Source organism: Meiothermus luteus, assembly GCF_003574085.1.
In the GTDB taxonomy this organism is placed as follows: Bacteria; Deinococcota; Deinococci; order Deinococcales; family Thermaceae; genus Meiothermus; species Meiothermus luteus.
Map to the genome: position 1 here is coordinate 1 of NZ_QWKZ01000040.1, position 23,200 is coordinate 23,200.

Below are 23,200 nucleotides of genomic sequence, written 5' to 3' on the forward strand. Positions count from 1 at the left end.
GGTTTCTTGTGGGGGCCGGGGTGGGCCTCTCGGTGGGGTTTTTACTGAGGCGGCTGGGTAGCCCCCAAGCTGAGCCGCGCCGGGCTGAGGCGCTTTTAACGGTGGCGGGATTGTGGATTTTGGTACCCGCCTTGGGAGCGATTCCCTTTTGGATATCGGGGGGGCTTGGCTACCTGGATGCCCTTTTTGAGGCCACTTCGGGCTTCAGCACGACGGGGGCCACGGTTTTGGACGACTTCAGCCGCTTCAGCTACGGCCTTTTCTTCTGGCGCAGCCTGAGCCAGTGGTTCGGGGGAATGGGTATCCTCCTCCTTTTCATCGTGGTCCTGCCCCACCTAGCCCTGGCCGGTCGGCAGATGTTTTTTGCCGAGGTGACTGGGGTACAAAAGCAGCAACTCACCCCCAAGCTGCGCCAGACGGCCACCAACATCCTCCGGGTCTACCTGCTCCTGACCTTTTTTACCTTCTCCGCTTACCTGCTTACCGGGGTGCCCTTTTTTGAGGCGCTGACCAACACCCTTTCCAGCGTGTCTGCTGGGGGGTTTAGCCCCAATCCGAGGAGCTTTGCTGACTATGCGCCCCTTACCCAGTGGGTGGCCGCGGGGGTGATGTTCCTGACCGGCGTGAACCTGCTGCTCCAGTACCGCTTCATCTTCGGGCGGGAGTTCAAGGCCCCGCTGCGTGACCCGGAGTTTCGCGCATACGCGTTGATCGTGTTTTGGGTGGGGCTTCTGCTTGCCTACATCCTATACCTGCGCCACGACTACGACCTCGAGCCCGCCCTTCGGCACGCCTTTTTCCAGACCACTTCTATCATCACGGGCACTGGCTTCGCCTCGGCCGATTTTGCCCAGTGGGTGGTGCCGGCCCAGGTGCTGCTGGTGCTTTTGATGTTCGTTGGGGGTAGCGCAGGGAGTGTGGGAGGGAGCATTAAGGTAATTCGCTGGCTCATCATTGGGGCCTTGGTGCGCCGGGAGCTGCAAAGGGCCCTTCACCCCCAGGCTGTGCTGCCCTTGCGGGTGGGCAACAGGAGCCTTGGAGAAGACGTGCTGCGGGCGGTTTCGGCTTTTATCACCCTTTACGTGGGTCTTTTCGCCCTGGGAGCTTTGGTGATTGGAATGCTGGAGGAAGACTTCGTAATAGCGTTTACCGCCTCGGCGGCGGCGGTGGGTAATGTGGGCCCCGGCTTGGGTGCGGTGGGGCCCATGAGCCACTACGGCGAGCTGCATCCCGTCTCCAAGGCGGTGATGATTTTTCAGATGTGGGCCGGTCGCATTGAGCTGATAGCGGTCTTTGCCCTCTTCACGCCCGAACTCTGGCGCAGGCTGCGGGCTTAGGCTATGGGGCTTTCAGGTCCTTCTGGTTTGCTAAGGAGGTGGCTCGCGGTTTTCTTGCGACGAAGCGCCAGGCCCAGGATGGGAACCCGGCCTTGGTTCATCGCACACCTGGGGTTTGCCTACTACTTTTTGGGCGTGGTTTATTTGGCCATGGGCCTGGTCATGCTGGCCCTAGAGCTGTTCGCCCTCCTTTTGAGAGAGTCCCCTTGGGGGTTTTTGGTTGGGGCGGTTGTGGGGCTTTTGCTGGGCCTGGGCTTCCGCCGCCTTGGCGATCCCCACCACGAGCCGGGGCGCGCCGAGGCCCTGCTGTCCATCGCCCTTATCTGGCTGTTGGTGCCGGTGCTAGGGGCCATACCCTTCCATGTTGCGGGAGGCATGCCCTATCTGGACGCCCTTTTTGAGGCCATGTCGGGCTTCACCACCACTGGAGCAACCGCCCTGAGCGACTTCTCCCACTTTGGCTACAGCCTCTTCTTCTGGCGCAGCCTCATGCAGTGGCTTGGGGGGGTGGGCTTTTTGGTCCTGGTGGCGGCCCTTCTGACCCATCTGGCGGTGGCCGGCCGCCAGCTTTTCTTCGCCGAGAGCACCGGGGTGCAGAAGGAGCCCTTTACCCCCCGTCTGCGCACCACCGCCCGGAGCATTCTCAAGGTTTACGCTGCGCTCACCCTGGTGGCCGCGCTTTGCTACTGGGCCGCGGGCGTACCCCCCTTTGAGGCGCTTTGCAACGCCCTTTCCACCTTGTCCGCCGCGGGCTTTAGCCCCAACCCCCGTAGCTTTGAGGGGTATAGCCCGATGGCCCAGTGGTTCGGCACCCTCTTTATGTTTTTGGGTGGGGCGGGGTTCGTCTTGCAGTACCGGTTGTTTTTCACCTGCGACCTTCGCCCCTTGCTTAGGGATGTGGAGTTCAGGTTCTATACCCTGATTGTGCTGGTTTTTAGCCTGCTGCTGGCGCTTTTTCTCATGACCCACCACACCAAGGACATGAACTATACCTGGGGCGAGGCCATCCGGCACGCTTTTTTCAACGTCACCCCCATTGTGACCACCACGGGTTACGCCAGCGCCGACTTTGCTCTTTGGGCCCCGGCCGCCCAGGCCATTCTGGTGGCGGCGATGTTCGTGGGGGGCTGTGCGGGTTCGGGCGCGGGGGGCATCAAGGTCATCCGCTGGCTGGTGGTGGGGGCTTTTGTGCGGCGGGAGCTGGTGCGATCCTTGCACCCTCAGGCGATTATACCCCTTCGCGTTGGCCCTAAGAGCTTGGGGGAGGAAGTGATGCGCTCTGTGGCGGCTTTTATCGCCCTTTACCTGGGGCTGGTGGCCTTGGGGGCGGTGGGGATCGCCCTTCTGGAGAACGACCTGGTGCTGGGGTTTACCGCCAGCGCCCAGGCTGTGGGCAACATCGGGCCGGGGCTTGGGGAGGTGGGGCCGATGGGCAGTTATGCAGGGTTAGAGCCGCTTTCCAAGCTCATCCTAATTTTCCAGATGTGGGCGGGGCGCATTGAGCTGGTGCCGGTTTTCCTCCTGTTCTCACCGCAGCTTTGGAGGAAGCTCAGGGGTTGAGGGGTCTGGGCGGTAAACTAGGGGTGTATGGAGTCTAGCTGGTTGCCTGAGTCCTTTCGCCTAGACCACAAAAGGGTCCGGGCGCCTTATGTGCGGTTGGCCGGGGTGAAGGAAACCCCACGGGGGGATCGTATAGAAAAGTACGACCTGCGGCTGGCCCAGCCCAACCAGGAGGCCCTGGATACGGGCAGCCTGCACACCCTCGAGCATCTACTGGCCACCTACCTTCGGGGGCACTTGGAGGGGGTGGTGGATGTTTCACCCATGGGTTGCCGTACCGGCTTTTACCTGGTGGTCCTGGGCGAGCCTGGTCCGGAAAAGGTGCTGGAGGCTTTTCGGGCCAGCTTGGAGCAGGTAGCCCAGCATGCCGGGGCCATTCCGGGGGCCAGCGAGCTCGAGTGCGGCAACTACCGCGACCACAACCCAGAGGGCGCCAGGGCGTGGGCCCAGCGGGTGCTGGCCCAGGGGCTGCGGGTTCAAGAGACCGTTGAGATTTCGGGCTGAGCATGCTCGTGGTGATTTTTGCCGCCGAGGGGGCTGAGGCTTCGGCCCTTCGGCAGCACCTGGGGCTAGACCAGCTTCTGGACGGGCCTTGGACCATCCACCAAGGGGAGGTGGGCCGTTATGGGGTGGTGCTCATTGAGACCGGGGTGGGTAAGGCCGCTGCGGCCGCTGCGGTCGCCTACGCCAGGCTCCGCTTCAATCCCGCCCAGTCCTTCTGGGTGGGGGTGGCAGGGGGCCTCAACCCCAGCCTCAAACCCCTTGACCTGGTGGTGGCCCAGGATGCGGTGCAATACGATGTAGACATCACCGCCTTTGGCCGGGCGCCGGGCGAGCTGGCCACCGGTGAGCGGTTCATCCCTGCCGACCCGGTTCTCACCTCCAGGCTTCTGCGGGCGGCTTTGTCCATGGGGCTGCCGGTTTTTCTTGGGCGCATCGGCAGCGCCGACCGGTTCTTGGCCGATCGCGCGCAAGCCGAGGAGGTGCGGCGGGTTTTCGGGGCCGATGCGGTGGAGATGGAAGGAGCGGCCGCTTTGTGGACCGCCCGGCGTATGGGTGTGCCGATGGCACTTCTGCGGGCCGTCACCGACGCCGCGGATGGCGGTTCGGCGGAGGGCTTTGAGGCTTTTTTGAGGAGCGCTTCCGAGCGGCTTGCGGGCGTGATGCGGCGGGTGCTGAGCGAGTAAGGATTCAGGAGGGGCTTGTGCGCATCAGGGCTAAGTTCTGGCTCGAGTCAAACCAAGGGGGTTTTTTGCTGGGCCCTGGTACCCTGCGGTTGCTGCTGGCTGTAGAGGAGCAAGGCAGCCTGAAGGCAGGGGCCCGGGCCATCCGTTTGGGCTACCGAACCGCCTGGGCCCGGCTCAATCGCGCTGAGGAAGCCTTGGGCTTCCCTTTGTTGGAGCGGCACTCGGGGGGGGAAGGGGGTGGCGGCAGCACCCTTACGCCTGAGGCCTTGGAGCTGGTGGAGCGATACCGGCGCTTTTTACAGGGCCTGGAGGAGGAGCTAGAGGCTCGGTTTGAGAGGGTCTTTGGGGACTGGGTTTCGAAATCGGCGCCCGTGAAGCTGGTGCAATAGCCCTAGGGGACAAAACGTGCTAGCATGGCCCAGCAAGCAGTTCCATAGCCGGCCGCGGCAGGCAGGACTGCGGGAGGTGGGGATGTTCAGGAACGCCGTGGTGCTGCTTTGGCTTTGGTTGGGCCTGGCAATGGCCCAAAGCGGGCCGGTGGTGGCGGTGGTTGGGCCGACCGTTATCACTAAGAGCCAGTTTGACCTGCAGTTCGGCCTTTTTATGCGGGATTTTTTGCGCCAGCAGGGCCAGCCCTACACCCCTGAAATAGAGGGGCTCTTCACCCAGCTCAAGCCCATCTACCTAAGGCGCATGGTCCAGGACCGGGCGGTGATTCTGGCCGCCGAGCAGGCGGGGTTGGCGGCCCGGGAGGAGGCCGTGCAAAAGGCCGTTGAGGAAAGCCGGGCGGAGTTTGGGAGCGAGGCCGAGTTTGCCCAAGCTTTGGAGGAGGCGGGGATACCGGGCTTAGAAACCTACCGCGCTTTGGTGTATGAGGTGCTGACCTATGAGGCTTACCTCGAGCACCTTGGGGCTCGCCTGCAGATTGGTGAGGGTGCCCTCAGAGCCCTTTATCTCCTTTCCAAGCCCCAGTTTAGCTTTCCTCGCCGCTACTGCTCGGCTCATATCCTCCTAAAGACCGCCCAGGAGGCCCGCCGGGTTATCCAGCGGCTGGCCCGGGGGGAAAACTTCGCTGACCTGGCCAAAGAATTCTCCCAAGACCCGGGCAGCCGGGAGGTGGGGGGCAGCCTGGGCTGCGAGCCTCGAGGGACCTATGTGGCCTCCTTTGAGCGGGCCCTTCTGGGCCTAAAGCCAGGAGAATTCACCAAGACCCCAGTGCAGACAGAGTATGGGTTTCACGTAATCCAGCTTTTGCGGGTGGAGCCCCCTGGGGTTCAGCCCTTTGAAGAGGCTCGAGGCAGCCTGGTGGCTTCCCTAAGGGACCAAGCCCTGCAAAGCCTGCTCACCAGCATCACCCAGCGGACCCCCATCCGTCTTTTCCCGGAAAACCTTTAGCTCGGGGTGTTGACACGGTATACCAACAGGCCGTAGACTCTAGCCCAAGATGCTCTTTGCTTACCTATCCCTAGCCGTAGTAGGCCTAGTGATTATTAGGCCGGCGGGGGATATGGTGTAGCGCAACCAGCGAGCGCATCCTGAAGCCCCCCGAACCCCGGGGGGCAGCTTTTTAGGGGAGAGACCATGAATGGAGCTAAAGCCATACTGAAGGCCTTGGAGATGCAAGGGGTGGAGATTATCTTCGGGCATCCCGGGGGCACCATTATGCCGACCTACGATGCCCTGTACGACTCACCCATCCGCCACGTGTTGGTTCGCCATGAACAAGGCGGAATTCACGCCGCCACCGGCTACGCCCGGGCTTCGGGCCGGGTGGGGGTGGTCATGGCCACCTCGGGGCCTGGGGCTTTGAACCTGGTCACTGGGCTACAAGACGCCTTGATGGACTCTACCCCGGTAGTGGCGATCACCGGCAACGTGCCCCAGCACCTGATTGGTACCGATGCTTTCCAAGAGGCCGATGTGGTGGGCATCACCCAGCCGGTTACCAAGCACAACATGCAGGTGCGCAACGTCAACGACATCCCAAGGGCTATCGCCGAGGCTTTCTATATCGCCTCCACGGGTCGCCCCGGCCCGGTGCTCCTGGACTTTCCCAAGGACGTGCAGCTCGCCGAGTTCACCGGGAGCTTTGATGTAGAGATTGACCTGCCCGGCTATAAGCCCACCTACAAAGGCCACCCGCGCCAGATTGAGCGGGCTTTGGAGGCCCTAAATCGCGCCGAGCGGCCGGTGCTGATGATTGGAGGGGGCGCCCAGCACGCCTCGGCCGAGGTTACCGAGCTGGCCCTGAAGACCGGGCTGCCGGTGATTCCCACCCTGATGGGCCTGGGGGCTTTCCCTGGTACCCATCCGCAGTGCCTGGGCATGCCGGGGATGCACGGCTCGGTGGCGGCCAACCGGGCCATCCAGTACGCCGATACCATTCTGGCCATTGGGCTTCGCTTTGACGACCGGGTCACTGGAAAGATATCCCGCTTCGCGCCGAACGCTCACACCGTAATCCATGTGGATATAGACCCTGCGGAAATCGGAAAGCTGGTCAAAACCTCCATTCCGGTGGTGGGGGACGCCAAGTGGGTGGCGGCCGAGCTGGTCAAGGGAGCCAAGCGGCTCAACCTCGGCAAGTGGTGGGCTCAGCTCGAGGAGTGGAAGACCAAGTACCCCTTCACCTGGAAGCCCAAGCCCTACTTGCAGAGCCAGGAGGTTATTCAGGCCTTCTGGGAGGCCACGGGAGGAAGGGCCGTGGTGACCGCTGGGGTGGGCCAGCACCAGATGTTTACGGCCCAGTTCTTCAAGTTTGACCGTCCGCGCACCTGGATCAACTCAGGGGGTCTGGGCACCATGGGGGTGGGCCTGCCCTTTGCTATTGGGGCGGCCCTGGCCCGGCCGGATGAGCTGGTGATTGACTTTGATGGCGACGGCAGCTTCCAGATGACCCTGCAGGAGCTGGCCACCCTCAAAAAGCTTAACTTGAATGTCAAAATCGTCATTCTCAACAACGGCTTCCTAGGCATGGTGCGCCAGTGGCAGGACCTCTTCCATGCCCGCCGCTACAGTGAGGTCTACTTGGCGGATTCCAACCCGGATTTTGCCAAGCTGGCCGAGGCCTACGGGATTCCCGGCTTTACCTTGACCGATAAGGGCCGGTTGCAAGAGACGGTCAAAGAGGTGCTGGCCCAGCCCGGCCCGGTCCTGCTGGAAGCACGGGTGCACCACGAAGAGGGGGTCTTCCCCATGATTCCTTCGGGTGGGGCCGCCGAGGACATGATTATTGAAAACCCCAGAGAGGCGGTGGCCGGGGATTAGGTCTAGCGTAGAGGAGGCTTTTGTATGCGGCATCTGGTCTCGGTTTTGGTTCAGGACCACCCAGGCGTTTTGCAGCGGGTGGCCGGCTTGATTGCTCGGCGTGGCTTCAACATTGAATCCTTGGCGGTGGGGCGCACCCACCAAGAGGGTCTCTCCCGCATATCCTTGGTGGTTTCGGGGGACGACGCGGTTTTGGAGCAGGTGGAGAAACAGCTCAACCGGCTCATTGAGGTCATTAAAGTTACGGACCACGCTGAGCCCCACGTGGAACGCGAGCTGGCCCTGGTCAAGGTGAGCATCGCCGGTATGGAGGAGCGCATGGAGGTCAAGGACATCGCCGAGGCCTTCCGGGCCCGTATCGTGGATGTGGCCAAGCGCTCCATCATCTTTGAGCTTACGGGCGACTCCACCAAGGTGAACAACTTCATTGAGGCCATGCGCCCCTATGGGCTTTTGGAGGTCATGCGCACCGGGGCCGTGGGGATGTCTCGAGGGGAACAGGTACTCAAAGTACGGGAAAAGAAGGCGGTCTGAGGTGGGCTTGGCCCACCTCTTGTTGTGAGGAGCAGAGGATGATGAAGATTTATTACGACCAAGACGCGGATATTGGCTTTATCAAGGAGAAAACGGTAGCCATCTTGGGCTTCGGCTCCCAGGGCCATGCCCACGCCCTAAACCTGCGCGACTCGGGGGTAAGGGTGGTGGTGGGCCTGCGGCCTGGAAGCCGCAACGAGGAGAAGGCTCGGCGGGCCGGGCTCGAGGTGCTCCCCGTGGCCGAGGCGGTGCGGCGGGCCGATGTGGTGATGGTGCTTCTGCCCGACGAGACTCAAGGAGCGGTCTATCGGGCCGAGATAGAGCCCAACCTCAAGGAGGGGGCGGCCCTGGCTTTTGCCCACGGCTTTAACATTCACTTCGGCCAGATTAAGCCCCGGCGTGATCTGGATGTTTGGATGGTGGCCCCCAAAGGGCCCGGCCACCTGGTGCGCTCGGAGTACGAGCGGGGTTCAGGGGTGCCCTCGCTGGTGGCGGTGCATCAGGACGCCTCGGGCTCGGCCTTCCCCACCGCGCTGGCCTACGCTAAGGCCAACGGCGGTACCCGAGCGGGGGTCATCGCCACCACCTTCAAAGACGAGACCGAGACCGACCTTTTCGGCGAGCAGACCGTGCTTTGCGGCGGTCTGACGCAGCTCATCGCTGCGGGCTTTGAAACCCTGGTGGAGGCCGGCTACCCCCCGGAAATGGCCTATTTTGAGTGCCTGCACGAGGTCAAGCTGATTGTGGACCTGATCTACGAGTCAGGTTTTGCCGGGATGCGCTACAGCATCTCCAACACCGCCGAGTACGGCGACTACACCCGGGGTCCTATGGTGATTAACCGCGAGGAGATCAAGGCCCGCATGCGGGAGGTGCTGCGCCAGATTCAGCAAGGAGAGTTTGCCCGGGAGTGGATGCTGGAGAACCTGGTGGGTCAACCCACCCTCAACGCCAACCGCAACTACTGGAAGGACCACCCCATTGAGCAGATAGGCCCCAGGCTTAGGGCCATGATGCCCTTTCTTAAGTCGCGCTTTTCCAAGGAAGAGGTCAGCGGCTGAGGCAGCGGAGGTTTTATGCGGCACATCCGAATCTTTGACACCACCTTGCGGGATGGCGAGCAGAGCCCAGGGGTAGCCCTCTCCCTCCAGCAGAAGCTGGAGATCGCCCACGGGCTGGCCAGGCTCAATGTGGACATCATTGAGGCGGGCTTTCCGGTGAACGGGGCCAGTGAGTTTGAGTGCGTATCCCGCATCGCCGCTGAGGTCAAAGGCCCGGTAATCTGCGCTTTGGCCCGCACCCACAAGCTTGATATTGAGCGGGCCGCGGCGGCTCTGGAGAAGGCCGAGAAGAAGCGGATTCACGTCTTTACCAGCGCCTCTAGGGTGCACCTGGAATACATGCTCAGGAAGACCCCTGAGGAGATTCTGGAAATCTCCGATGCGATGGTCCGCTACGCCCGCCAGTTTACCGACGACGTGGAATTCAGCGCCCAAGACGTGATGCGGGCAGACATAGACTTTGTTCTGCGGCTTTACGAAGCCGCCATTAACGCCGGGGCCACCACCATCAACATCCCCGACACCACTGGATACGGCACCCCGCAGGAGTACGGAGCCCTCATCCGGCGAATCCACGAGGAGGTGGTGCGGGGGCGGGACGTGCACATCTCGGCCCACTGCCACGACGACCTGGGGATGGCTACAGCCAACAGCCTGGCTGCGGTGGAGAACGGGGCTACCCAGATTGAGTGCACCATCAACGGCATTGGGGAGCGGGCCGGGAACACCTCTTTGGAGGAGGTGGTGATGGCCTTGTACGTGCGGCGCGACCATTACAAGGCCTACACCCAGATCAACACCCGCGAGCTTTACCGCATGAGCCGGATGGTGGAGCGGTATACCGGCATGGTGGTTCCGCCCAACAAGGCCATCGTGGGGGACAACGCTTTTGCCCATGAGTCGGGCATCCACCAGGATGGGGTCATCAAGAACAAGGAGACCTACGAGATTATGAACGCTGAGCTGGTGGGCCGCCAGCCGGCGGTGTTGGTGCTGGGTAAGCACTCCGGTCGGGCAGCGGTCAAAAAGGCCCTGGCCGATCTGGGTTACAAGCTGGACGATGCCCAGCTTGGCGCGGTTTTTGCCCGCTTCCGGGAGATTGTGGAGCGCAAGGGGCCCATTGAAGCGGAGGAGTTGCGGGCCTTGGTGGAAAGCGAGTCGGTGAGTACCCCCCATCTCTTCCGGCTGGAGCGGCTGCAGTTTTTCTCCGGCTATGGGATGCTGCCCACTGCCACGGTGAGCCTGGAAACGCCCAAAGGTCTTGTGACCACCACCGCGATTGGCGATGGTCCGGTGGACGCGGTCTACAAAGCGCTTTCAGAGGCGATTGGCTTCAAGCCGGAGCTCGAGCTCTACCGCGTGGAAGCGGTCACCGGCACCACCGAGGCGCTGGGCGAGGTCACGGTCAAGCTCAAGCTGGGCGAGGTGCTGGCCACCGGCCATGGGGTATCCCCCGACATCATTGAGGCCTCGGCCCGGGCCTACCTGGACGCGGCCAACAAGCTGGCCACCGGCCAGTCGGCGCGGCACCCTAAGTCGCTGGAAGAGGTGCAGCGCTCCGGGCTAGGGAAGTAGCGATGATTGAAATTCTTGACACCACCCTGCGCGACGGCACCCAGGGCGAGGCGGTGAGCCTTTCCTCGGATGACAAAATCGCCATCGCCAAGCGGCTCGCGGCCTTTGGCATTCCCCTCATCGAGGGGGGTTGGCCCGGTTCTAACCCCAAGGATGCGGAATTCTTCGCCCGGATGAAAGGGGTAGACCTAGGGGAGACCCAGCTTTGCGCCTTTGGTTCCACCCGGCGCAAGGGGCTGCGGCCCGAGGAGGACCCTTCGGTGGCGGCCATGGTAGAGGCGGGTACCCCGGTGGTTACGGTGGTGGCCAAGAGCTGGGACTTCCACGTGCTCCACGCCCTGGAGGTTTCCCTGGAGGAAAACCTCCGCATGATTGAGGAGACCTACCGCTACTTGGTAGGAGAAGGCAAGCGGGTGATCCACGACGCCGAGCACTTTTTTGACGGCTACAAGGCCAACCGGGCCTACGCAATGGAGACCCTAAGGGCCGCGGTACGGGGCGGAGCCGACACGCTTTGTTTGTGCGATACCAACGGGGGCAGCCTGCCGGAAGAGGTCTACGAGATCACCAAGGCGGTGCGCGAGGCCTTCCCTGGGGTAACCATTGGCATCCACCCTCATAACGATGCCGAGCTGGCCGTGGCCAACGCCCTGGCCGCGGTGCGGGCCGGAGCGACCCACGTCCAGGGCACCATCAACGGCTATGGGGAGCGTTGTGGCAACCTGAACCTGACCAGCGCCATCCCCAACCTGATGCTCAAGTATGGCCTCGAGCTGAAGGGGCTCAGCAGGGCCAAGCTGGCCCAACTTCGCGAGGTTTCCCACTTTGTGGACGAGCGGGCCAACCTGACCCCCAACCTCCGGGCACCTTACGTGGGCGATGCGGCCTTTGCCCACAAAGGAGGGATTCACGTCTCGGCGGTGCTCAAGGACCCCCGCACCTACGAGCATGTCCCGCCCGAGGTGGTGGGCAACACCCGGCGGGTGCTGGTCTCCGACCTGGCCGGCCGCAGCAACCTGTTGGCCAAGCTGGCCGAGGCGGGGGTGGAGGTGCCCAAGGAGACCGCGGGGGCGCTGTTGAGCGAGGTCAAACAGCTCGAGCACGCGGGGTACGCCTTTGAAGGGGCCGAGGCCAGCTTCTACCTGCTGGCCCACCGCTTGCGGGGGGGTGCGATGCCCTTCAGTGTGGAGGGCTTTACGGTCTTTGTCCACGTGGCCGATGCCGACCCCGAGACCCCCACCTGGGCCGAGGCCACCGTGCGGGTGCGGGTAGGGGGCACCCTCCAGCACACCGCTGCCGAGAGCCAATACGGTCCGGTTTCGGCCTTGGACAAGGCCTTCCGTAAGGCCATTGAGCCCTTCTACCCAGAGATCGCCGAGATTGAGCTTTCGGACTACAAGGTGCGGATTCTCTCGGGCCAGGAGGCCGGCACCGCCTCGGGGGTGCGGGTGATGATTGAGATGCGCCGGGGTGGAGAGCGTTGGAGCACCGTGGGGGCCAGCAAGAACAACCTGGAGGCCTCTCTAAAAGCCCTCACCGATGGGTACGCCTACGCGTTGGTGAAGAACCAACCGGTTTTCAAGGGCTAAAGAGGTGCCGTGGCCGGGCCTATTGGGGGTACTGCCCTAGCGCGGCCTCCTCGGCGGGGATGCGCACCCGCAGGAGCAGCCAGGCATTGAGCAGGCTGGCCGCCAAGGCGGTGATCCAGGCGTTGAAAATGAGGGGCAGGGCCAGCAGCTCGAGCGAGACCGCCAGGTAGTTGGGGTGGCGCAGGTAGCGGTAAGGCCCCTCCCGGATGCGCCTTCCCCCGGGGACAATGAGGATGCGGGTGTTCCAGTAGGGCCCCAGGGTGGCAATCGCCCAGTAGCGCAGCCCCTGGGCCGCCAGAAAGACCCCAAGCCAGAGCCACCACAGGCCGGAGGCCTGGCCTCGCCACGACCCCTCCAGGGCCCAGCCCAGCAGCCAGCCCAGGTGCAGGATGAAGAAGAGCGGGTAGTGCCCTTGCCCGTACTCCTTGGCCCCCCGGGCCAGGGCCCAGCGGCGGTTGCGCTCGGCCAGCCATAGCTCGGCGAGCCGCTGCAAGGCCACAAGGCCCACTGCCAGCCAGAGGGCTACCAAAGGAGCACCACCCCCTCGGCGGCGAACCCGGGGCCCAGGGCGAGGAGCACACCGGGGCCGGAAAGGGCTGCCCCGCGCATCTGCTCGGCCAGGACGAAGAGCACGGTGGGGCTTGACATGTTTCCAAAATCCCGGAGCACCCCCTGGGCGGCTTCCAGGCTTCTTGGGTCCACCCCCAGGCCCTCCCGGTAGGCCTGGAGTACCTTGGCTCCTCCGGGATGCAGCGTCCAGACCGCGACCTCCTGGGGCGATAGGCCATGCTGGGCCAGTCCCTCCCGAACCAAAGGGGGTAGCTGGCTTCGCACCAAGGCCGGTATGCTCCTTGAGAATCGCACCTTGAGGCCCTCCTCCACCACGTCCCAGCCCATTACCCCGTAGCTTTGGGGCACCAATCGGCTGAAGCCCCCAAGAACCTGGGGCCCGGGGCCCTCTCCCATGCCCAGCAGGACCGCGGCCGCTCCGTCGGCGAAGAGGCTGGTGGCCACCAGGTTGCTCTTGCTTAGGTCGCTGCGCAGGAAGGTCAGGCTGCAAAGCTCCACCGCCAGGAGCAGGACCGGCCGGGTGGGGTAGAGCCGGGCCAGCTCGGCGGCCCGGGCCAGCCCCGCCGCCCCCCCGGCGCAGCCCAGGCCCCACAGGGGCAGCCGCAGGGCCCCCAGGGGGAGGCCCAGCCGCTGGAGCAGATGGGCTTCCAGGCTGGGGGTGGCGATGCCGGTGGTGGTGACAAGGACCACCGCGCCCACCTCCTGGGGAGGGACCTGGGCCTGGGCAAGGGCCCCTTGGGCTGCCCGTTCACAGAGCTCGAGCGCCCGCTCAAACCAGACCCGGTTTTTTTCGGCGAAGCTCCGGGGTTGCCCGAACCAGGCCAGGGGGGCCGACAGGTGGCGCTTTGCAATCCCGGTGTTCTCAAAGACCGCGAGCATCCGCTCCAGGCCTTCCATAGGGGAGAACAGCGTCTCCACTGCTTGGCGCACCTCGGCTTGGGCCACCGCGTAAGGGGGTGTGGCGGTGGCCACGGCCAGGACGCGCGGATGGCCCATCTAGTCCTCCTCGGGGGTGGCGCAGGAGTCCCGGAAGACGAACTGGGAGAGGCGCTTGCGCTGGTGGGACTGCCAGTCTATGCGGGGCCTTGGGGGCTCGGGGGGCAGGTAGCCCAGGCGGTAGAGGGCCATGAGCTCGAGGTTCTCTGGCACCTCCAGCAGCCGCTTGACCTCTTCCCAGGCCTCGGGTATTTCCATGGGCGTGGAGATGAATTGGATGCCCATGCCTAGCTCCACCGTGGTCAGCCAGATGTTCTCAATGGCCATTCCGAGGGCCAGCAGGCTGTAGAAGCCTGAGAGCTCGCCGGGGCGGTACTCGTCCTTGTCCAGCAAGGCGGCCAGCAGCAAGGGGGAGGCCGCCACCAGCCTCCGGTTGTCCTCCCCCAGGATTTCAGGGACCCGCAAAAGCCGCAGCAGCCTGGTGGCCCAAGGGCGCATGGCCTGGCGGGTAAAGGGGCGCAGAAGGGCGGGCAGGTGGTCAATCAGGATGCCGTCCCGCTTTTCCTCCATCTCCTTGGGGCTGAAGCGGAAGTAGCGGCGGTAGCGTTCAAAGAAGCGGCCGTCGGCGATGAGCTGCCGCATGGTGCGCCCCCCAATCTCGGCAATGCACTCCCGCTTGGCTGGGTCCTCAATGAGGACGAAGCGCCAGGGCTGGGAATTAAAGTGGCTGGGGGCCCGGCTGGCGGCCTCCATCAGGAGGCGCTGGTGCTCCTTGGCCACCGGCTTATCCAGAAAGGGGCCGTTGGTGGTTTTACGTCTTTTGAGAACTTCCAGAAACTCCATGGCTACCCCCAGGCCGCAAGCAAGTATCCCACCAGGCCCACCACCGCCAGTGTGGGGTGGAGCCAGGTGTGGGGCCGGGCCCTTGGAAAGGCGCTCAAACAGGCTAAGGTGAGCAGGAGCCAGGGCTCACGGGTCAGCAGAAGGGCCAAGGCCGCGCTGGCGAAAACCGCCAGGTAGAGCAGGTGGTGCCACACGCCCAAGCGGCCCAGGCCGAGCTGGGCTAGGAGGCCCACCAATAGGTTGGCCAGGTAGAGGGCCAGGCCCAAGGAGAACCAAGGGGACATCGGACTTTAGGTTAGCAGAGGTTTCTAGCCCAGGCGAATCTCCGGCAGGCCCGCCACCAGGTGCTCGTCGTGCGTGGCCAGAAGGAGAGCGGTGCCAAGCTCCTGGGAGAGCGAGAGCATCAGCCCCATCACCCTCTCCGCGTTGCGCCGGTCCAGGCTGCCGGTGGGCTCATCGGCCAGGAGGATTTTGGGCCGGTTGTAAAGGGCTCGAGCCAACGCCACCCGCTGCCGCTCCCCTCCGGACAGGGCCTTGGGGAAGAGGTGGGCTTGTTTCTCAAGGCCCACCCGCCCCAGCAGCTCCAGGCCCCAGCCGGTGTCCACGCGGCCCGCCAGGTAGCCCGGGACCAGCACGTTCTCCAGCGCGGTGAGTTCGGGCTGAAGGTAGTGGTGCTGGAAAACCAGGCCAATGGTGTGGAGGCGGCGCCGGGCTAGCTTTTCCTCGCTCTTTTGGCGAATGCTCTCGCCCTCCCAGCGTACGTCGCCCGCTTGGAGGCACAAAAGCCCGGCCAGAAGGTGTAGCAGGGTGGTCTTGCCGCTCCCCGAAGGTCCCAGCACCACCCGCACCTGGGCTTTTTCTAGCCTGAAGCTCAGGCCCCGGAAGAGTTCCACCTCGCTATAGCGGAAACCCAGCTCCAGCGCCTCCAAAACCGGGGTGTTACCTGCTATTGGCAAACCGTTACGCACCCTTGTAGAGTGTACCTGATGTTGGTGGACACCCAGGTGCTGGCCAGGACCCCTCTATTCCACAAGGTACCGCCGCAGGCCCTTGAGGTCGCGCGCGAGGCCTTTGTGACCCGCAACTACCCGGCTGGGAAGAAGATATTTGAAGCGGGGGACATGGGGGCTGCGCTCTACGTCGTGCAGAGCGGTCAGGTGCGCATCTACCGGACCTACCTGGATGGCCGGGAGCGGATGTTCGCCTATTTGGGCCCCGGGGAGGTCTTCGGTGAGATGAGCCTGCTGGACGACCAGCCCCGCAGCGCCTCGGCCGAAACCACGGTGGACTCGGTGCTTCTGGTGCTGTACCAGGACGCCTACTGGAGCCTGGTGCGCAAGTGGCCGGAGATTCTACACAACCTGGCCACCATCCTGGCCCGCCGGCTCCGCGAGGCCGACCTCGAGCTGGAGGTGCTTTCCTTTGAGGAGGCCCGGGGCCGGGTGGCCTATGCCCTCACCAAACTGCGCAAGCAGCGCTACGGGGACGGGACCCGGATGAAGCTCACCCATCAGGAGCTGGCCCAGCTCTCCGGGACCAGCCGCGAGACGGTGACCCGGGTGCTGCACGCCCTGCGGGAGGAGCAGCTGGTGCGGGTGGGTTCGGGGTATGTGGAGATCCTGGATCCGGCTGGCCTGGAAGAGGTGCTCTTCGGCCTGCGCTAACCTGGGGACCGTATGCGCTTGCGGGTAGACTTGGTGCCCCAGGAGAACCTGAGCTATATAGACGTGGTCCTGGTGGTGGATGTGATTCGTGCCACCACCACCGCCTCGGCCTTTCTGGAGGCCGGGGCCTGCGCCCTCTACCTTACCCCTAGCCTAGAGAGCGCTCGAGCCTTCCGTGACGACGATGTGGTGCTGGCTGGGGAGGAGGGGGGGTTGAAGCCGGCGGGCTTTGATTACGGCAACTCCCCCCGTGAGGCCCAGCAGGCTCCGGTGGGCGGAAAGATCGTGGTGATGAGCACCACCAACGGTACCCGCACCGCCCACCTGGCTGCCCGCAGCGCCAAGCATGTGCTGCTGGCCTCGCTCTACAACGCCCACGCCGCGGCCCGCCTGGCCCACCAGCTCGCTACCGAGGAGGTGGCCGTGCTCTGTGCGGGCAAGGAGGGGCGTATCGGCCTTGACGACGTGTACACCGCCGGTGTACTGGCCGAGTACCTCCAAATTATGGGCTCGTATGAGCTGGAGGACGGGGCCCTTATCGCCCTTACCACCCGCCGTACCTACCCCGACCCCTTGGAGCCGCTCCACCTTTCCGCTGCGGCCGCTGCCCTGCGCCAGGTAGGCCTGGAGGCCGATGTTCCCTTTTGCGCCCAGGTGGCCGCCTCCCCTGCGGTGGGGGTGCTGGTGGGCCGGGTAGGGGAGGCCCTCATCTTTGAGCGCGCCCAACGCTCGGGGAACAACGCCTAGAGGGGCCATGAAGCGGGTCGCCATCCTAGGGGTGCCGATGGACCTGGGCCAGGGCCGCCGGGGGGTGGACATGGGCCCCAGTGCCATCCGCTACGGCCGTTTGCAGGAAACGCTGGAGGCCCTGGGCCACCAGGTGGAGGACTACGGGGATGTCCGGGTGCCGGTGGTGGAGAGCCTGCGGCGGCAGGGCCAGGGGCTGGGGGGGATGGCCTACCTCGAGGCCATCCGGGCGGCCTGCTTGGAGACCCTGGAGGTTCTGCGCCAGATGCCCCCGGGGGTTCTTCCGGTGGTGCTGGGCGGGGACCACTCCATTGCCATGGGCTCGGTGGCGGGGGCCAGCCGAGGTGAGCGCACCGGGGTGGTATGGGTGGACGCCCACGCCGACTTCAACACCCCCGAGACCAGCCCCAGCGGCAACATCCACGGCATGCCCCTGGCCCACCTGTGCGGCCTCGGCGATGCCCGCCTGGTCAACCTGGGGGGGCCTGGCCCAAAGGTGCGGCCCGAGGATGTGGTGCTGATTGGGGTGCGGAGCCTGGATAGGGGGGAGGTAGGCCTGCTGCGGGAGCGGGGGGTGACGGTCTACACCATGAAGGAGGTGGATGTGCTGGGCATACCGGCCATCGCCCAGGCGGTGATCGCCAAGATGCGGGGGCTGCCCAGGGTGCACCTTTCCCTTGACGCGGATGTGCTTGACCCAGAGATCGCCCCGGGGGTGGGCACCCCGGTTCCCGGGGGCCTCACCTACCGGGAGGCCCACCTCCTAATGGAGCTCTTCTCCGATGCCGACCTGGTGACGAGCCTGGACCTGGTGGAGGTCAACCCCATCCTAGATGTGGCCAACCGCACCGCCCGGATCATGGTGGAGCTGGCCGGCAGCCTTCTTGGAAAGCGAATCTTCTGATGGCTGGTTTGTGCCAGCAGGGCCAGTCGGTATAGTGGGGCAGGTATGGCGGAGATTCAGTTGGACAGCGAAGGCTGGCAGGCGGTGATCGCCGAGGATTTTACCTTTGAGAATGCGGCCCGGCTGGCTCGAGCCTACGCGGCCCACCTGCTCGCGCAAGGGGGGCGGAGGGTGGCGGTGGGCTACGATACCCGCTTCCTGAGCGCGCGCTTTGCTGAGCGGGTGGCCGGGGTGATCTCGGCGGAGGGCTTGGAGGTGCACCTGGCCAAAACCCCCCTGCCCACCCCGGCCCTTTCCTTCGCCGTCCGGCACCTGGGGGCCGATGGGGGGGTAATGGTTACGGGAGGCGGCCGGCCCGCGGAGTACCTGGGCCTGGCCTTCAAGGACCGTGAGGGTGGTCCCCTTGCCCCCCAGGCCCTGGCCGCGGTGGAGGAGCGGCTTCAGCCGGCCGCTTCGGAGGGGAAGGGGGCCTATCAGACCTTTGATGTGCGCAGACCCTACTACCAGGCCCTCCTGGCCCACCTTGACCGGGAGGCCTTGGCGGCCTATGGGGGGGTGCTCTACCACGAAAGCCTGGGCGGGGCTACAGGGGGGTGGGTTTCGGGCTTTGTCAAGGAGGCTGGCCTGCGGCTCGAGCTGCGCGAGCTGCACGCGGTGCCCGACGCGCTCTTCTACGGTGTGGTGCCCCTGCCCGAGCCCAAAAGCCTTTTCACCGTGACCACCTTGCTCCGGGCCGAGCAGGACCCCGCCTTCGCGGTGGTCCACGATGGGGATGGTGGCCGCTTGGGGGTGGTGCTCGCAGGGGGCCGCCGCCTCTCGTCGGAGGAGGTCTTTGCCCTTTTGCTCTATCACCTACACCAGAAGGGCCTGCGCGGGCGGGTGGTCTCCGGCTTTGGCCATGGCGGAGCGCTGAGCCGGCTGGCGGGCCGCTTGGGCTTAGAGTTTGAGGCCACCTCCGACCCCGCTGAGGCGCTTCAGGCCCGGGGGGCGCTTTTGGTGGGGGAGCCCTCGGGGCGGTTCTGTTTTGGCCCCCACCTGCCGCAGAGCGACGGCCTGTTGGCCGGGCTTCTGCTCCTGGAGATGGTGGCCCAAAGCGGGCAAAGCCTGGGTCAGTGGCTTCAGGAGATGGGCCTGCTGGAGAGGGTAGAATAGGGCCCGGCCATGAACCCCAGCGTGAGTGTAGTGGTGCCTGCTCGCAATGAGGAGGACTACATCGGCCCCTGCTTGGCATCCATCCTCGCCCAAGAGCCCAGGCCCGATGAGGTTATCGTGGTGGACAACGGCTCCACCGACCGTACCGCCGAGATAGCCCGCGGCTTTGGGGTGCGGGTGGTCTACCAGCCCCAGCCAGGCCTCCACATTGCCCGCCAGACCGGGCTCGAGGCCGCTAGCAGCGAGGTGGTCGCCGCCACCGACGCCGACTGCCGGGTGGAGCCCGGCTGGGTGGCCGCCATCCAGGAGGCCTTTCGCGACCCCCAGGTGGTGGAGACCTACGGGCCTTTGGAGTTTTACGACGGGCCCCTTTTTGACCGCTTGCTCTCCCGCTACGGCTACCCCCTTTTCCTGGCCCTCATGGACCGGTTGGGCCAGCCCAACGCCGCGGGAGGGAACCATGCGGTGCGGCGCCGGGTGGCCCTCGAGGTGGGCGGCTACGACGTGCCCTTCGGCGAAGACCTGCGCCTTATGCAGAAGCTCAGGCAAAAGGGCAGGATTGTCTACACCCCCAAGGCCCGGGTCCTCACCTCGGGGCGCCGGCTCAAACGGGGGCGCTGGAAGATGTACGGGGTGCACCTGAAGAACATCTGGGCCCGCCTGCGCGGGTTGCCCCAGGACTACGGCCCGGACTACTACGCGGACCGGGAGCGGCGGTAGGGCTGGGGAGGGTTCGATGGAGCTTCTGCTCTTGGGTTTTTTGCTGCTGGCCCTGTACGTGGGGGCCGATGTGTTCCATCGCTGGATGGGGGTGGGGGCCATCGCCTGGGGCGACCGCAGCCACCCCCGGTTGGCCCTTACCTTTGACGATGGCCCGGGGCCCCAGACCGAGGCCATCCTGGACCGCCTCCGGCGCCACGGGGTAAAGGCCACCTTCTTCGTTTTGGGGGTGCAGGCCAGGAAGTATCCCTGGCTGCTGGAGAAAATCAAGGCTGAGGGGCACCAGGTGGAGTCCCATGGGGAGGTGCACCGCCCGGCCTTCTGGCTCCTGCCCTGGCAGGAGGCCCGGCAGGTTCGGGCCCTTCCAGGCCGGTACTACCGCCCCCCCCACGGCATTCACACCCCCTTTACCCGCTTCCTAGCCCGCCGGGCTGGAAAGAAGGTGGCCCTTTGGGATGTGGAGTCGCGCGACTGGACGGGGGAGGACCCCAAGGCCCTGGCCGAGCGGGTGTTGGTCTGGGTGCGGCCCGGCTCGGTGGTGCTCCTCCATGACAACGAGCGCTTTCCCCAGACCCTGGCCATCTTGGATGAAATCCTGCCCCGGCTGAAGGAGCTCGGTTACCAGATGGTGCGGCTTGACGAGCTGGGGGCCCGCCCCTTGACCTGGCGCGAGGGGTTGATGCGGGCCAGCCAGGGGGGACATGAGCACTACTTTCGCAAGAACAAGGTCATGCGGCTGGGGCTGGGCCCCTTTGATTACCTGGCGGTGAGCCCCTGCCCTTTCCCGGGCCCCAGCCAGCCGGGGCTGCGCAGGGGAGAGCCCAGCCTCGAGGTGCACCTGGACTCGGCGCGCACCCCGGCCATGACCCAGATGCAGCTTTTGCGGGAGGGCCGACGGGGCTTTACCCTACTCGCGGAGTACCTGGAACAAAGACCTGAAATCCGCGGGGTTTGGGGGATATCCCAGGCCGCTACCGCGCTGCGGGTGTTCGGCTTTCACCTGGCCCCGGTTACGCCCTGGCAGCGCCTGGTTTACGGCACAGCCAGCACCTGGTTCCTGTGGCTGTACCGAGGCGAGCGGCCTAAGCGGGGCGTGCCCATCGCCCAGCTGGCCTACAGCCCCCGGGAGGAGTTTCTAGCCCGTTGGAAGCGCTCCCCCTAGGAAGCCTAGGTAAAAAGGCGTATTCTGTTTTTCTGGAGGAAGGGATGGAGAAAGGAACCCTGCGGGTCAAAACCGGGTTTGCGGAGATGTTCAAGGGGGGCGTGATCATGGACGTGGTCAACGCCCAGCAGGCCGAGATTGCCCAAGAGGCGGGTGCGGTGGCGGTGATGGCGCTGGAGCGCGTTCCCGCCGATATCCGGGCCCAGGGGGGCGTGGCCCGCATGTCCGACCCCAAGCTCATCAAGGAGATCATGTCGGCGGTTTCCATTCCAGTAATGGCCAAGTGCCGGATTGGGCACTTCGTGGAGGCCCAGATACTGGAGGCCATCGGGGTGGACTTCATTGACGAGTCCGAGGTGCTTACCCCCGCCGACGACGCCCACCACATTGACAAGCACGCCTTCAGGGTGCCCTTTGTCTGCGGGGCTACCGATATTGGCGAGGCCCTGCGCCGCATTGGGGAGGGGGCGGCCATGATTCGCACCAAAGGCGAGGCCGGTACCGGGAATGTGGTGGAGGCGGTGCGCCACGCCCGCAAGGTGCTGGGAGGTATCCGCCAGATTCAGGCCACCCCCCGCGAGGAGCTCATGACCCTGGCCAAGAACCTGGGGGCCCCCTATGAGCTGGTGCTTTGGGTCCACGAGAACGGCCGCCTGCCGGTGGTGAACTTTGCCGCCGGGGGGGTGGCTACCCCGGCCGACGCTGCCCTCATGATGCAGCTTGGTATGGACGGGGTTTTTGTGGGTTCGGGCATCTTCAAGTCGGGGGACCCCCGCAAGCGGGCCAGGGCCATTGTTCGGGCAGTGGCCCACTACAACAACCCCGAGGTGCTGGCCGAGGTCTCTGAGGACCTAGGCGAGCCTATGGTGGGCATCAACCTGGACTTCCTCACCGAGGAGGAACGGCTGGCGAAGCGGGGATGGTAGAGGCCTCGCCGAGGCTAAGGAGGGCCTGCCAGTAGCGCTCCAGGCTCTCGCTCAGCAGGGCCGCGGAGCCCAGCCGGTAGGCCGCCACCACCCGTTGGCCGCAGGCCCTGACCAGCCGGTCGGGGTGGTTGCCCAGGGTGTTTTGGGCCCTCTCGCTGAGGGCGATGCGCACCTGGGGGGGGTAGGCTGGGTCTTCAGGCAGGCTGAACCAGTAGGCGGCCTGGTCGGGGGGCACCACCTGGAGCCCCCGCTCGCTGAACCAGGGGGCCCCTTGGGGGTGGACGTACACCCGGGCCCTTTCCTTCAGGGCCTGCTCGAGCCCCTCCCGCAAGGGTATCGGGACCGCCCAGACCTCCCCTAAGGAGGCCTCCGGAGAGGCCGGCCGATAGGCCGCGGCCCAGAGCTCCAGGTTTTCCTCCCCGTTCCACCGGTTGAGGACCAGTTCGGCGGCGAGCTCCAGGGGGTCTGGCAGCTCCTGGTTGCTATCGCGCCACTTGAGCACCCTCAGGCCCCCTAAGCGGAAGGAGAGGTGGCGGCCCTCGCCCAGCAGACGCACCCCCTCTGGGCGGCCCCGCAGGTAGAAGAGGGGCTTGGGGTTTCCCTCGCCGGTGGGCTCGAGGAGGCCTATGGCCCGGTGCAGGCCGGCCAGGTCCTCGCCGTCCAGCCAGCCGTCCAGCTCGATTTCCCGAACCGGGGTAGGAAAGCGGGCCACATAGGCCTGAATGGCCTGCGCGAAGCCGGGGATGTGGGCCTCTTCAATAGCGAAGCCCGCCGCTTGGGCGTGCCCGCCAAAGCGCTTGAGGTAGGCCTGGGCGTGGCGCAGCGCTCCCACCGCGCTGATGCCCGGCGTGGAGCGGACCGAGCCCTTGCCCTGGGCGATGATGAAGACCGGTTTGTGGTGCCGCTCCAGCACCCGGCTGGCCACGATGCCCATCACCCCAGGGTGCCCTTCGGGGTCGTGGATGACCAGGGCGGGCGAACAAGGGTCGAGCTGGGTCTCGATGCGCTTGAGCATCTCCTCCTCGATGCGCTGTCTTTGGGCGTTGAGCTGGGAGAGGGCCTCGGCCAGCGGGCGGGCCTGAAGGGGGTCCTCGGTGGTGAGGAGCTCGAGGCCTACCTCGGCCTGCCCCAGCCTCGAGGCTGCGTTGATGCGGGGGGCGATGCGGAAGGCCACCTCCTCGGCGGTGTAGTCCTGGCAGTGCGCGGAGGCCAGCTCGCGTAGGCCCAGGTGGGTGGAGTCCCTGAGGCGGCGCAGCCCCTCCTGGACCAGGGCCCGGTTGAAGCCCTGCAGGGGGGCTACGTCGGCTACCGTGCCGATGGCCGCCAGGTCGGTGAACTCCAGGGGGGGAGGCAGGCCCAGGCTTTGGTAGACCTGCCAAAGCAGCAAAAAGGCCACCCCTGCCCCCGTGGGGTGGGCCCCCTCGAGGCCGGGAGAGAGGGCGGGGTGGACGACCAGCCCTGGGGGT

Annotated in this window: 24 protein-coding genes; 18 read left to right on the forward strand and 6 right to left on the reverse strand. The window is 65.2% G+C overall.

Features of this window, described 5'->3' with window-relative positions:
* The 11 genes from Mlute_RS07465 to cimA form a co-directional block, all read left to right on the forward strand.
* Positions 1-1,337: TrkH family potassium uptake protein (locus Mlute_RS07465; RefSeq protein WP_147371046.1), on the forward strand; the 1,337-nt coding region annotated here is incomplete at its 5' end.
* Between the two features lie 78 nt (positions 1,338-1,415).
* A complete protein-coding gene (locus Mlute_RS07470; protein WP_119360095.1) occupies positions 1,416-2,897 on the forward strand; it encodes a TrkH family potassium uptake protein in 1,482 nt (493 codons plus the stop codon).
* Positions 2,898-2,924: 27 nt separating this feature from the next.
* The gene (locus Mlute_RS07475) at positions 2,925-3,401 is read left to right on the forward strand and encodes an S-ribosylhomocysteine lyase (RefSeq protein ID WP_119360096.1); all 477 of its coding nucleotides are present in this window, start codon (positions 2,925-2,927) and stop codon (positions 3,399-3,401) included.
* A gap of 2 nt (positions 3,402-3,403) precedes the next feature.
* Positions 3,404-4,084 (forward strand): 5'-methylthioadenosine/S-adenosylhomocysteine nucleosidase, encoded by a 681-nt coding sequence (gene mtnN / locus Mlute_RS07480; RefSeq protein WP_119360097.1) that lies wholly within the window; start codon positions 3,404-3,406, stop codon positions 4,082-4,084.
* A gap of 17 nt (positions 4,085-4,101) precedes the next feature.
* Positions 4,102-4,473 (forward strand): winged helix-turn-helix domain-containing protein, encoded by a 372-nt coding sequence (locus Mlute_RS07485; RefSeq protein WP_119360098.1) that lies wholly within the window; start codon positions 4,102-4,104, stop codon positions 4,471-4,473.
* Positions 4,474-4,555: 82 nt separating this feature from the next.
* The gene (locus Mlute_RS07490; protein WP_119360099.1) at positions 4,556-5,479 is read left to right on the forward strand and encodes a peptidylprolyl isomerase; all 924 of its coding nucleotides are present in this window, start codon (positions 4,556-4,558) and stop codon (positions 5,477-5,479) included.
* A gap of 186 nt (positions 5,480-5,665) precedes the next feature.
* Complete coding sequence (gene ilvB, locus Mlute_RS07495; RefSeq protein ID WP_119360100.1) at positions 5,666-7,351, forward strand: biosynthetic-type acetolactate synthase large subunit; 1,686 nt, start codon at positions 5,666-5,668, stop codon at positions 7,349-7,351.
* Positions 7,352-7,375: 24 nt separating this feature from the next.
* Positions 7,376-7,885, forward strand: a complete 510-nt coding sequence (gene ilvN / locus Mlute_RS07500; protein WP_119360101.1) for an acetolactate synthase small subunit — start codon at positions 7,376-7,378, stop codon at positions 7,883-7,885.
* 41 nt (positions 7,886-7,926) lie between these two features.
* Positions 7,927-8,946, forward strand: a complete 1,020-nt coding sequence (gene ilvC, locus Mlute_RS07505) for a ketol-acid reductoisomerase (RefSeq protein ID WP_119360102.1) — start codon at positions 7,927-7,929, stop codon at positions 8,944-8,946.
* A gap of 15 nt (positions 8,947-8,961) precedes the next feature.
* On the forward strand, positions 8,962-10,521 hold the full coding sequence (locus Mlute_RS07510; protein ID WP_119360103.1) for a 2-isopropylmalate synthase: 1,560 nt from the start codon (positions 8,962-8,964) through the stop codon (positions 10,519-10,521).
* Between the two features lie 2 nt (positions 10,522-10,523).
* Positions 10,524-12,110: a citramalate synthase gene (gene cimA, locus Mlute_RS07515; RefSeq protein ID WP_119360104.1), complete on the forward strand. Its 1,587-nt coding sequence runs from the start codon at positions 10,524-10,526 to the stop codon at positions 12,108-12,110.
* Between the two features lie 19 nt (positions 12,111-12,129).
* Here the strand turns inward: cimA and Mlute_RS07520 are convergent, their stop codons facing one another.
* The 5 genes from Mlute_RS07520 to Mlute_RS07540 are packed head-to-tail and all read right to left on the reverse strand — an operon-like array spanning position 12,130 to position 15,427.
* Complete coding sequence (locus Mlute_RS07520) at positions 12,130-12,639, reverse strand: isoprenylcysteine carboxyl methyltransferase family protein (protein WP_119360105.1); 510 nt, start codon at positions 12,637-12,639, stop codon at positions 12,130-12,132.
* Positions 12,633-13,676 (reverse strand): type III polyketide synthase, encoded by a 1,044-nt coding sequence (locus tag Mlute_RS07525; protein ID WP_119360106.1) that lies wholly within the window; start codon positions 13,674-13,676, stop codon positions 12,633-12,635. The genes Mlute_RS07520 and Mlute_RS07525 overlap by 7 nt, the downstream gene beginning before the upstream one ends.
* Positions 13,677-14,459, reverse strand: a complete 783-nt coding sequence (locus Mlute_RS07530) for a nitroreductase family protein (RefSeq protein ID WP_119360107.1) — start codon at positions 14,457-14,459, stop codon at positions 13,677-13,679.
* A 2-nt stretch (positions 14,460-14,461) separates the two neighbouring features.
* Positions 14,462-14,743 (reverse strand): hypothetical protein, encoded by a 282-nt coding sequence (locus tag Mlute_RS07535; protein WP_119360108.1) that lies wholly within the window; start codon positions 14,741-14,743, stop codon positions 14,462-14,464.
* Positions 14,744-14,767: 24 nt separating this feature from the next.
* Positions 14,768-15,427, reverse strand: a complete 660-nt coding sequence (locus Mlute_RS07540; protein ID WP_245958893.1) for an ABC transporter ATP-binding protein — start codon at positions 15,425-15,427, stop codon at positions 14,768-14,770.
* A gap of 18 nt (positions 15,428-15,445) precedes the next feature.
* Between Mlute_RS07540 and Mlute_RS07545 the strand changes: the two genes are divergently transcribed.
* Genes Mlute_RS07545 through pdxS form a run of 7 tightly spaced genes read left to right on the forward strand, consistent with a single transcriptional unit; the run spans position 15,446 to position 21,734 of the window.
* Positions 15,446-16,123 (forward strand): Crp/Fnr family transcriptional regulator, encoded by a 678-nt coding sequence (locus tag Mlute_RS07545; protein ID WP_119360109.1) that lies wholly within the window; start codon positions 15,446-15,448, stop codon positions 16,121-16,123.
* A gap of 12 nt (positions 16,124-16,135) precedes the next feature.
* Entirely contained in the window at positions 16,136-16,870 is a 735-nt protein-coding gene (locus Mlute_RS07550) for a 2-phosphosulfolactate phosphatase (RefSeq protein WP_119360110.1), read from the forward strand.
* 7 nt (positions 16,871-16,877) lie between these two features.
* Positions 16,878-17,774 (forward strand): arginase, encoded by an 897-nt coding sequence (gene rocF / locus Mlute_RS07555; RefSeq protein WP_119360111.1) that lies wholly within the window; start codon positions 16,878-16,880, stop codon positions 17,772-17,774.
* A gap of 45 nt (positions 17,775-17,819) precedes the next feature.
* Positions 17,820-18,926, forward strand: a complete 1,107-nt coding sequence (locus tag Mlute_RS07560; protein WP_119360112.1) for a phosphohexomutase domain-containing protein — start codon at positions 17,820-17,822, stop codon at positions 18,924-18,926.
* A gap of 9 nt (positions 18,927-18,935) precedes the next feature.
* Entirely contained in the window at positions 18,936-19,646 is a 711-nt protein-coding gene (locus tag Mlute_RS07565) for a glycosyltransferase family 2 protein (protein WP_119360113.1), read from the forward strand.
* A gap of 16 nt (positions 19,647-19,662) precedes the next feature.
* Positions 19,663-20,808 (forward strand): polysaccharide deacetylase family protein, encoded by a 1,146-nt coding sequence (locus tag Mlute_RS07570; protein ID WP_119360114.1) that lies wholly within the window; start codon positions 19,663-19,665, stop codon positions 20,806-20,808.
* 44 nt (positions 20,809-20,852) lie between these two features.
* A complete protein-coding gene (gene pdxS / locus Mlute_RS07575) occupies positions 20,853-21,734 on the forward strand; it encodes a pyridoxal 5'-phosphate synthase lyase subunit PdxS (protein ID WP_119360115.1) in 882 nt (293 codons plus the stop codon).
* Here the strand turns inward: pdxS and Mlute_RS07580 are convergent.
* Positions 21,697-23,200, reverse strand: a 1,504-nt coding sequence (locus Mlute_RS07580) for a single-stranded-DNA-specific exonuclease RecJ (protein ID WP_119360116.1), incomplete at its 5' end; no start/stop codon positions are given. The genes pdxS and Mlute_RS07580 overlap by 38 nt on opposite strands.

Coding starts and splice junctions, on each gene's coding strand:
- pdxS (WP_119360115.1), top strand. CDS start 20,853: ATGGAGAAAGGAACCCTGCGGGTCAAAACCGGGTTTGCGGAGATGTTC.
- Mlute_RS07570 (WP_119360114.1), top strand. CDS start 19,663: ATGGAGCTTCTGCTCTTGGGTTTTTTGCTGCTGGCCCTGTACGTGGGG.
- Mlute_RS07510 (WP_119360103.1), top strand. CDS start 8,962: ATGCGGCACATCCGAATCTTTGACACCACCTTGCGGGATGGCGAGCAG.
- Mlute_RS07545 (WP_119360109.1), top strand. CDS start 15,446: ATGTTGGTGGACACCCAGGTGCTGGCCAGGACCCCTCTATTCCACAAG.
- Mlute_RS07490 (WP_119360099.1), top strand. CDS start 4,556: ATGTTCAGGAACGCCGTGGTGCTGCTTTGGCTTTGGTTGGGCCTGGCA.
- rocF (WP_119360111.1), top strand. CDS start 16,878: ATGAAGCGGGTCGCCATCCTAGGGGTGCCGATGGACCTGGGCCAGGGC.
- Mlute_RS07560 (WP_119360112.1), top strand. CDS start 17,820: ATGGCGGAGATTCAGTTGGACAGCGAAGGCTGGCAGGCGGTGATCGCC.
- Mlute_RS07550 (WP_119360110.1), top strand. CDS start 16,136: ATGCGCTTGCGGGTAGACTTGGTGCCCCAGGAGAACCTGAGCTATATA.
- Mlute_RS07525 (WP_119360106.1), bottom strand. CDS start 13,676: ATGGGCCATCCGCGCGTCCTGGCCGTGGCCACCGCCACACCCCCTTAC.
- Mlute_RS07535 (WP_119360108.1), bottom strand. CDS start 14,743: ATGTCCCCTTGGTTCTCCTTGGGCCTGGCCCTCTACCTGGCCAACCTA.
- ilvB (WP_119360100.1), top strand. CDS start 5,666: ATGAATGGAGCTAAAGCCATACTGAAGGCCTTGGAGATGCAAGGGGTG.
- Mlute_RS07530 (WP_119360107.1), bottom strand. CDS start 14,459: ATGGAGTTTCTGGAAGTTCTCAAAAGACGTAAAACCACCAACGGCCCC.
- cimA (WP_119360104.1), top strand. CDS start 10,524: ATGATTGAAATTCTTGACACCACCCTGCGCGACGGCACCCAGGGCGAG.
- ilvC (WP_119360102.1), top strand. CDS start 7,927: ATGAAGATTTATTACGACCAAGACGCGGATATTGGCTTTATCAAGGAG.
- Mlute_RS07475 (WP_119360096.1), top strand. CDS start 2,925: ATGGAGTCTAGCTGGTTGCCTGAGTCCTTTCGCCTAGACCACAAAAGG.
- mtnN (WP_119360097.1), top strand. CDS start 3,404: ATGCTCGTGGTGATTTTTGCCGCCGAGGGGGCTGAGGCTTCGGCCCTT.
- ilvN (WP_119360101.1), top strand. CDS start 7,376: ATGCGGCATCTGGTCTCGGTTTTGGTTCAGGACCACCCAGGCGTTTTG.
- Mlute_RS07565 (WP_119360113.1), top strand. CDS start 18,936: ATGAACCCCAGCGTGAGTGTAGTGGTGCCTGCTCGCAATGAGGAGGAC.
- Mlute_RS07470 (WP_119360095.1), top strand. CDS start 1,416: ATGGGAACCCGGCCTTGGTTCATCGCACACCTGGGGTTTGCCTACTAC.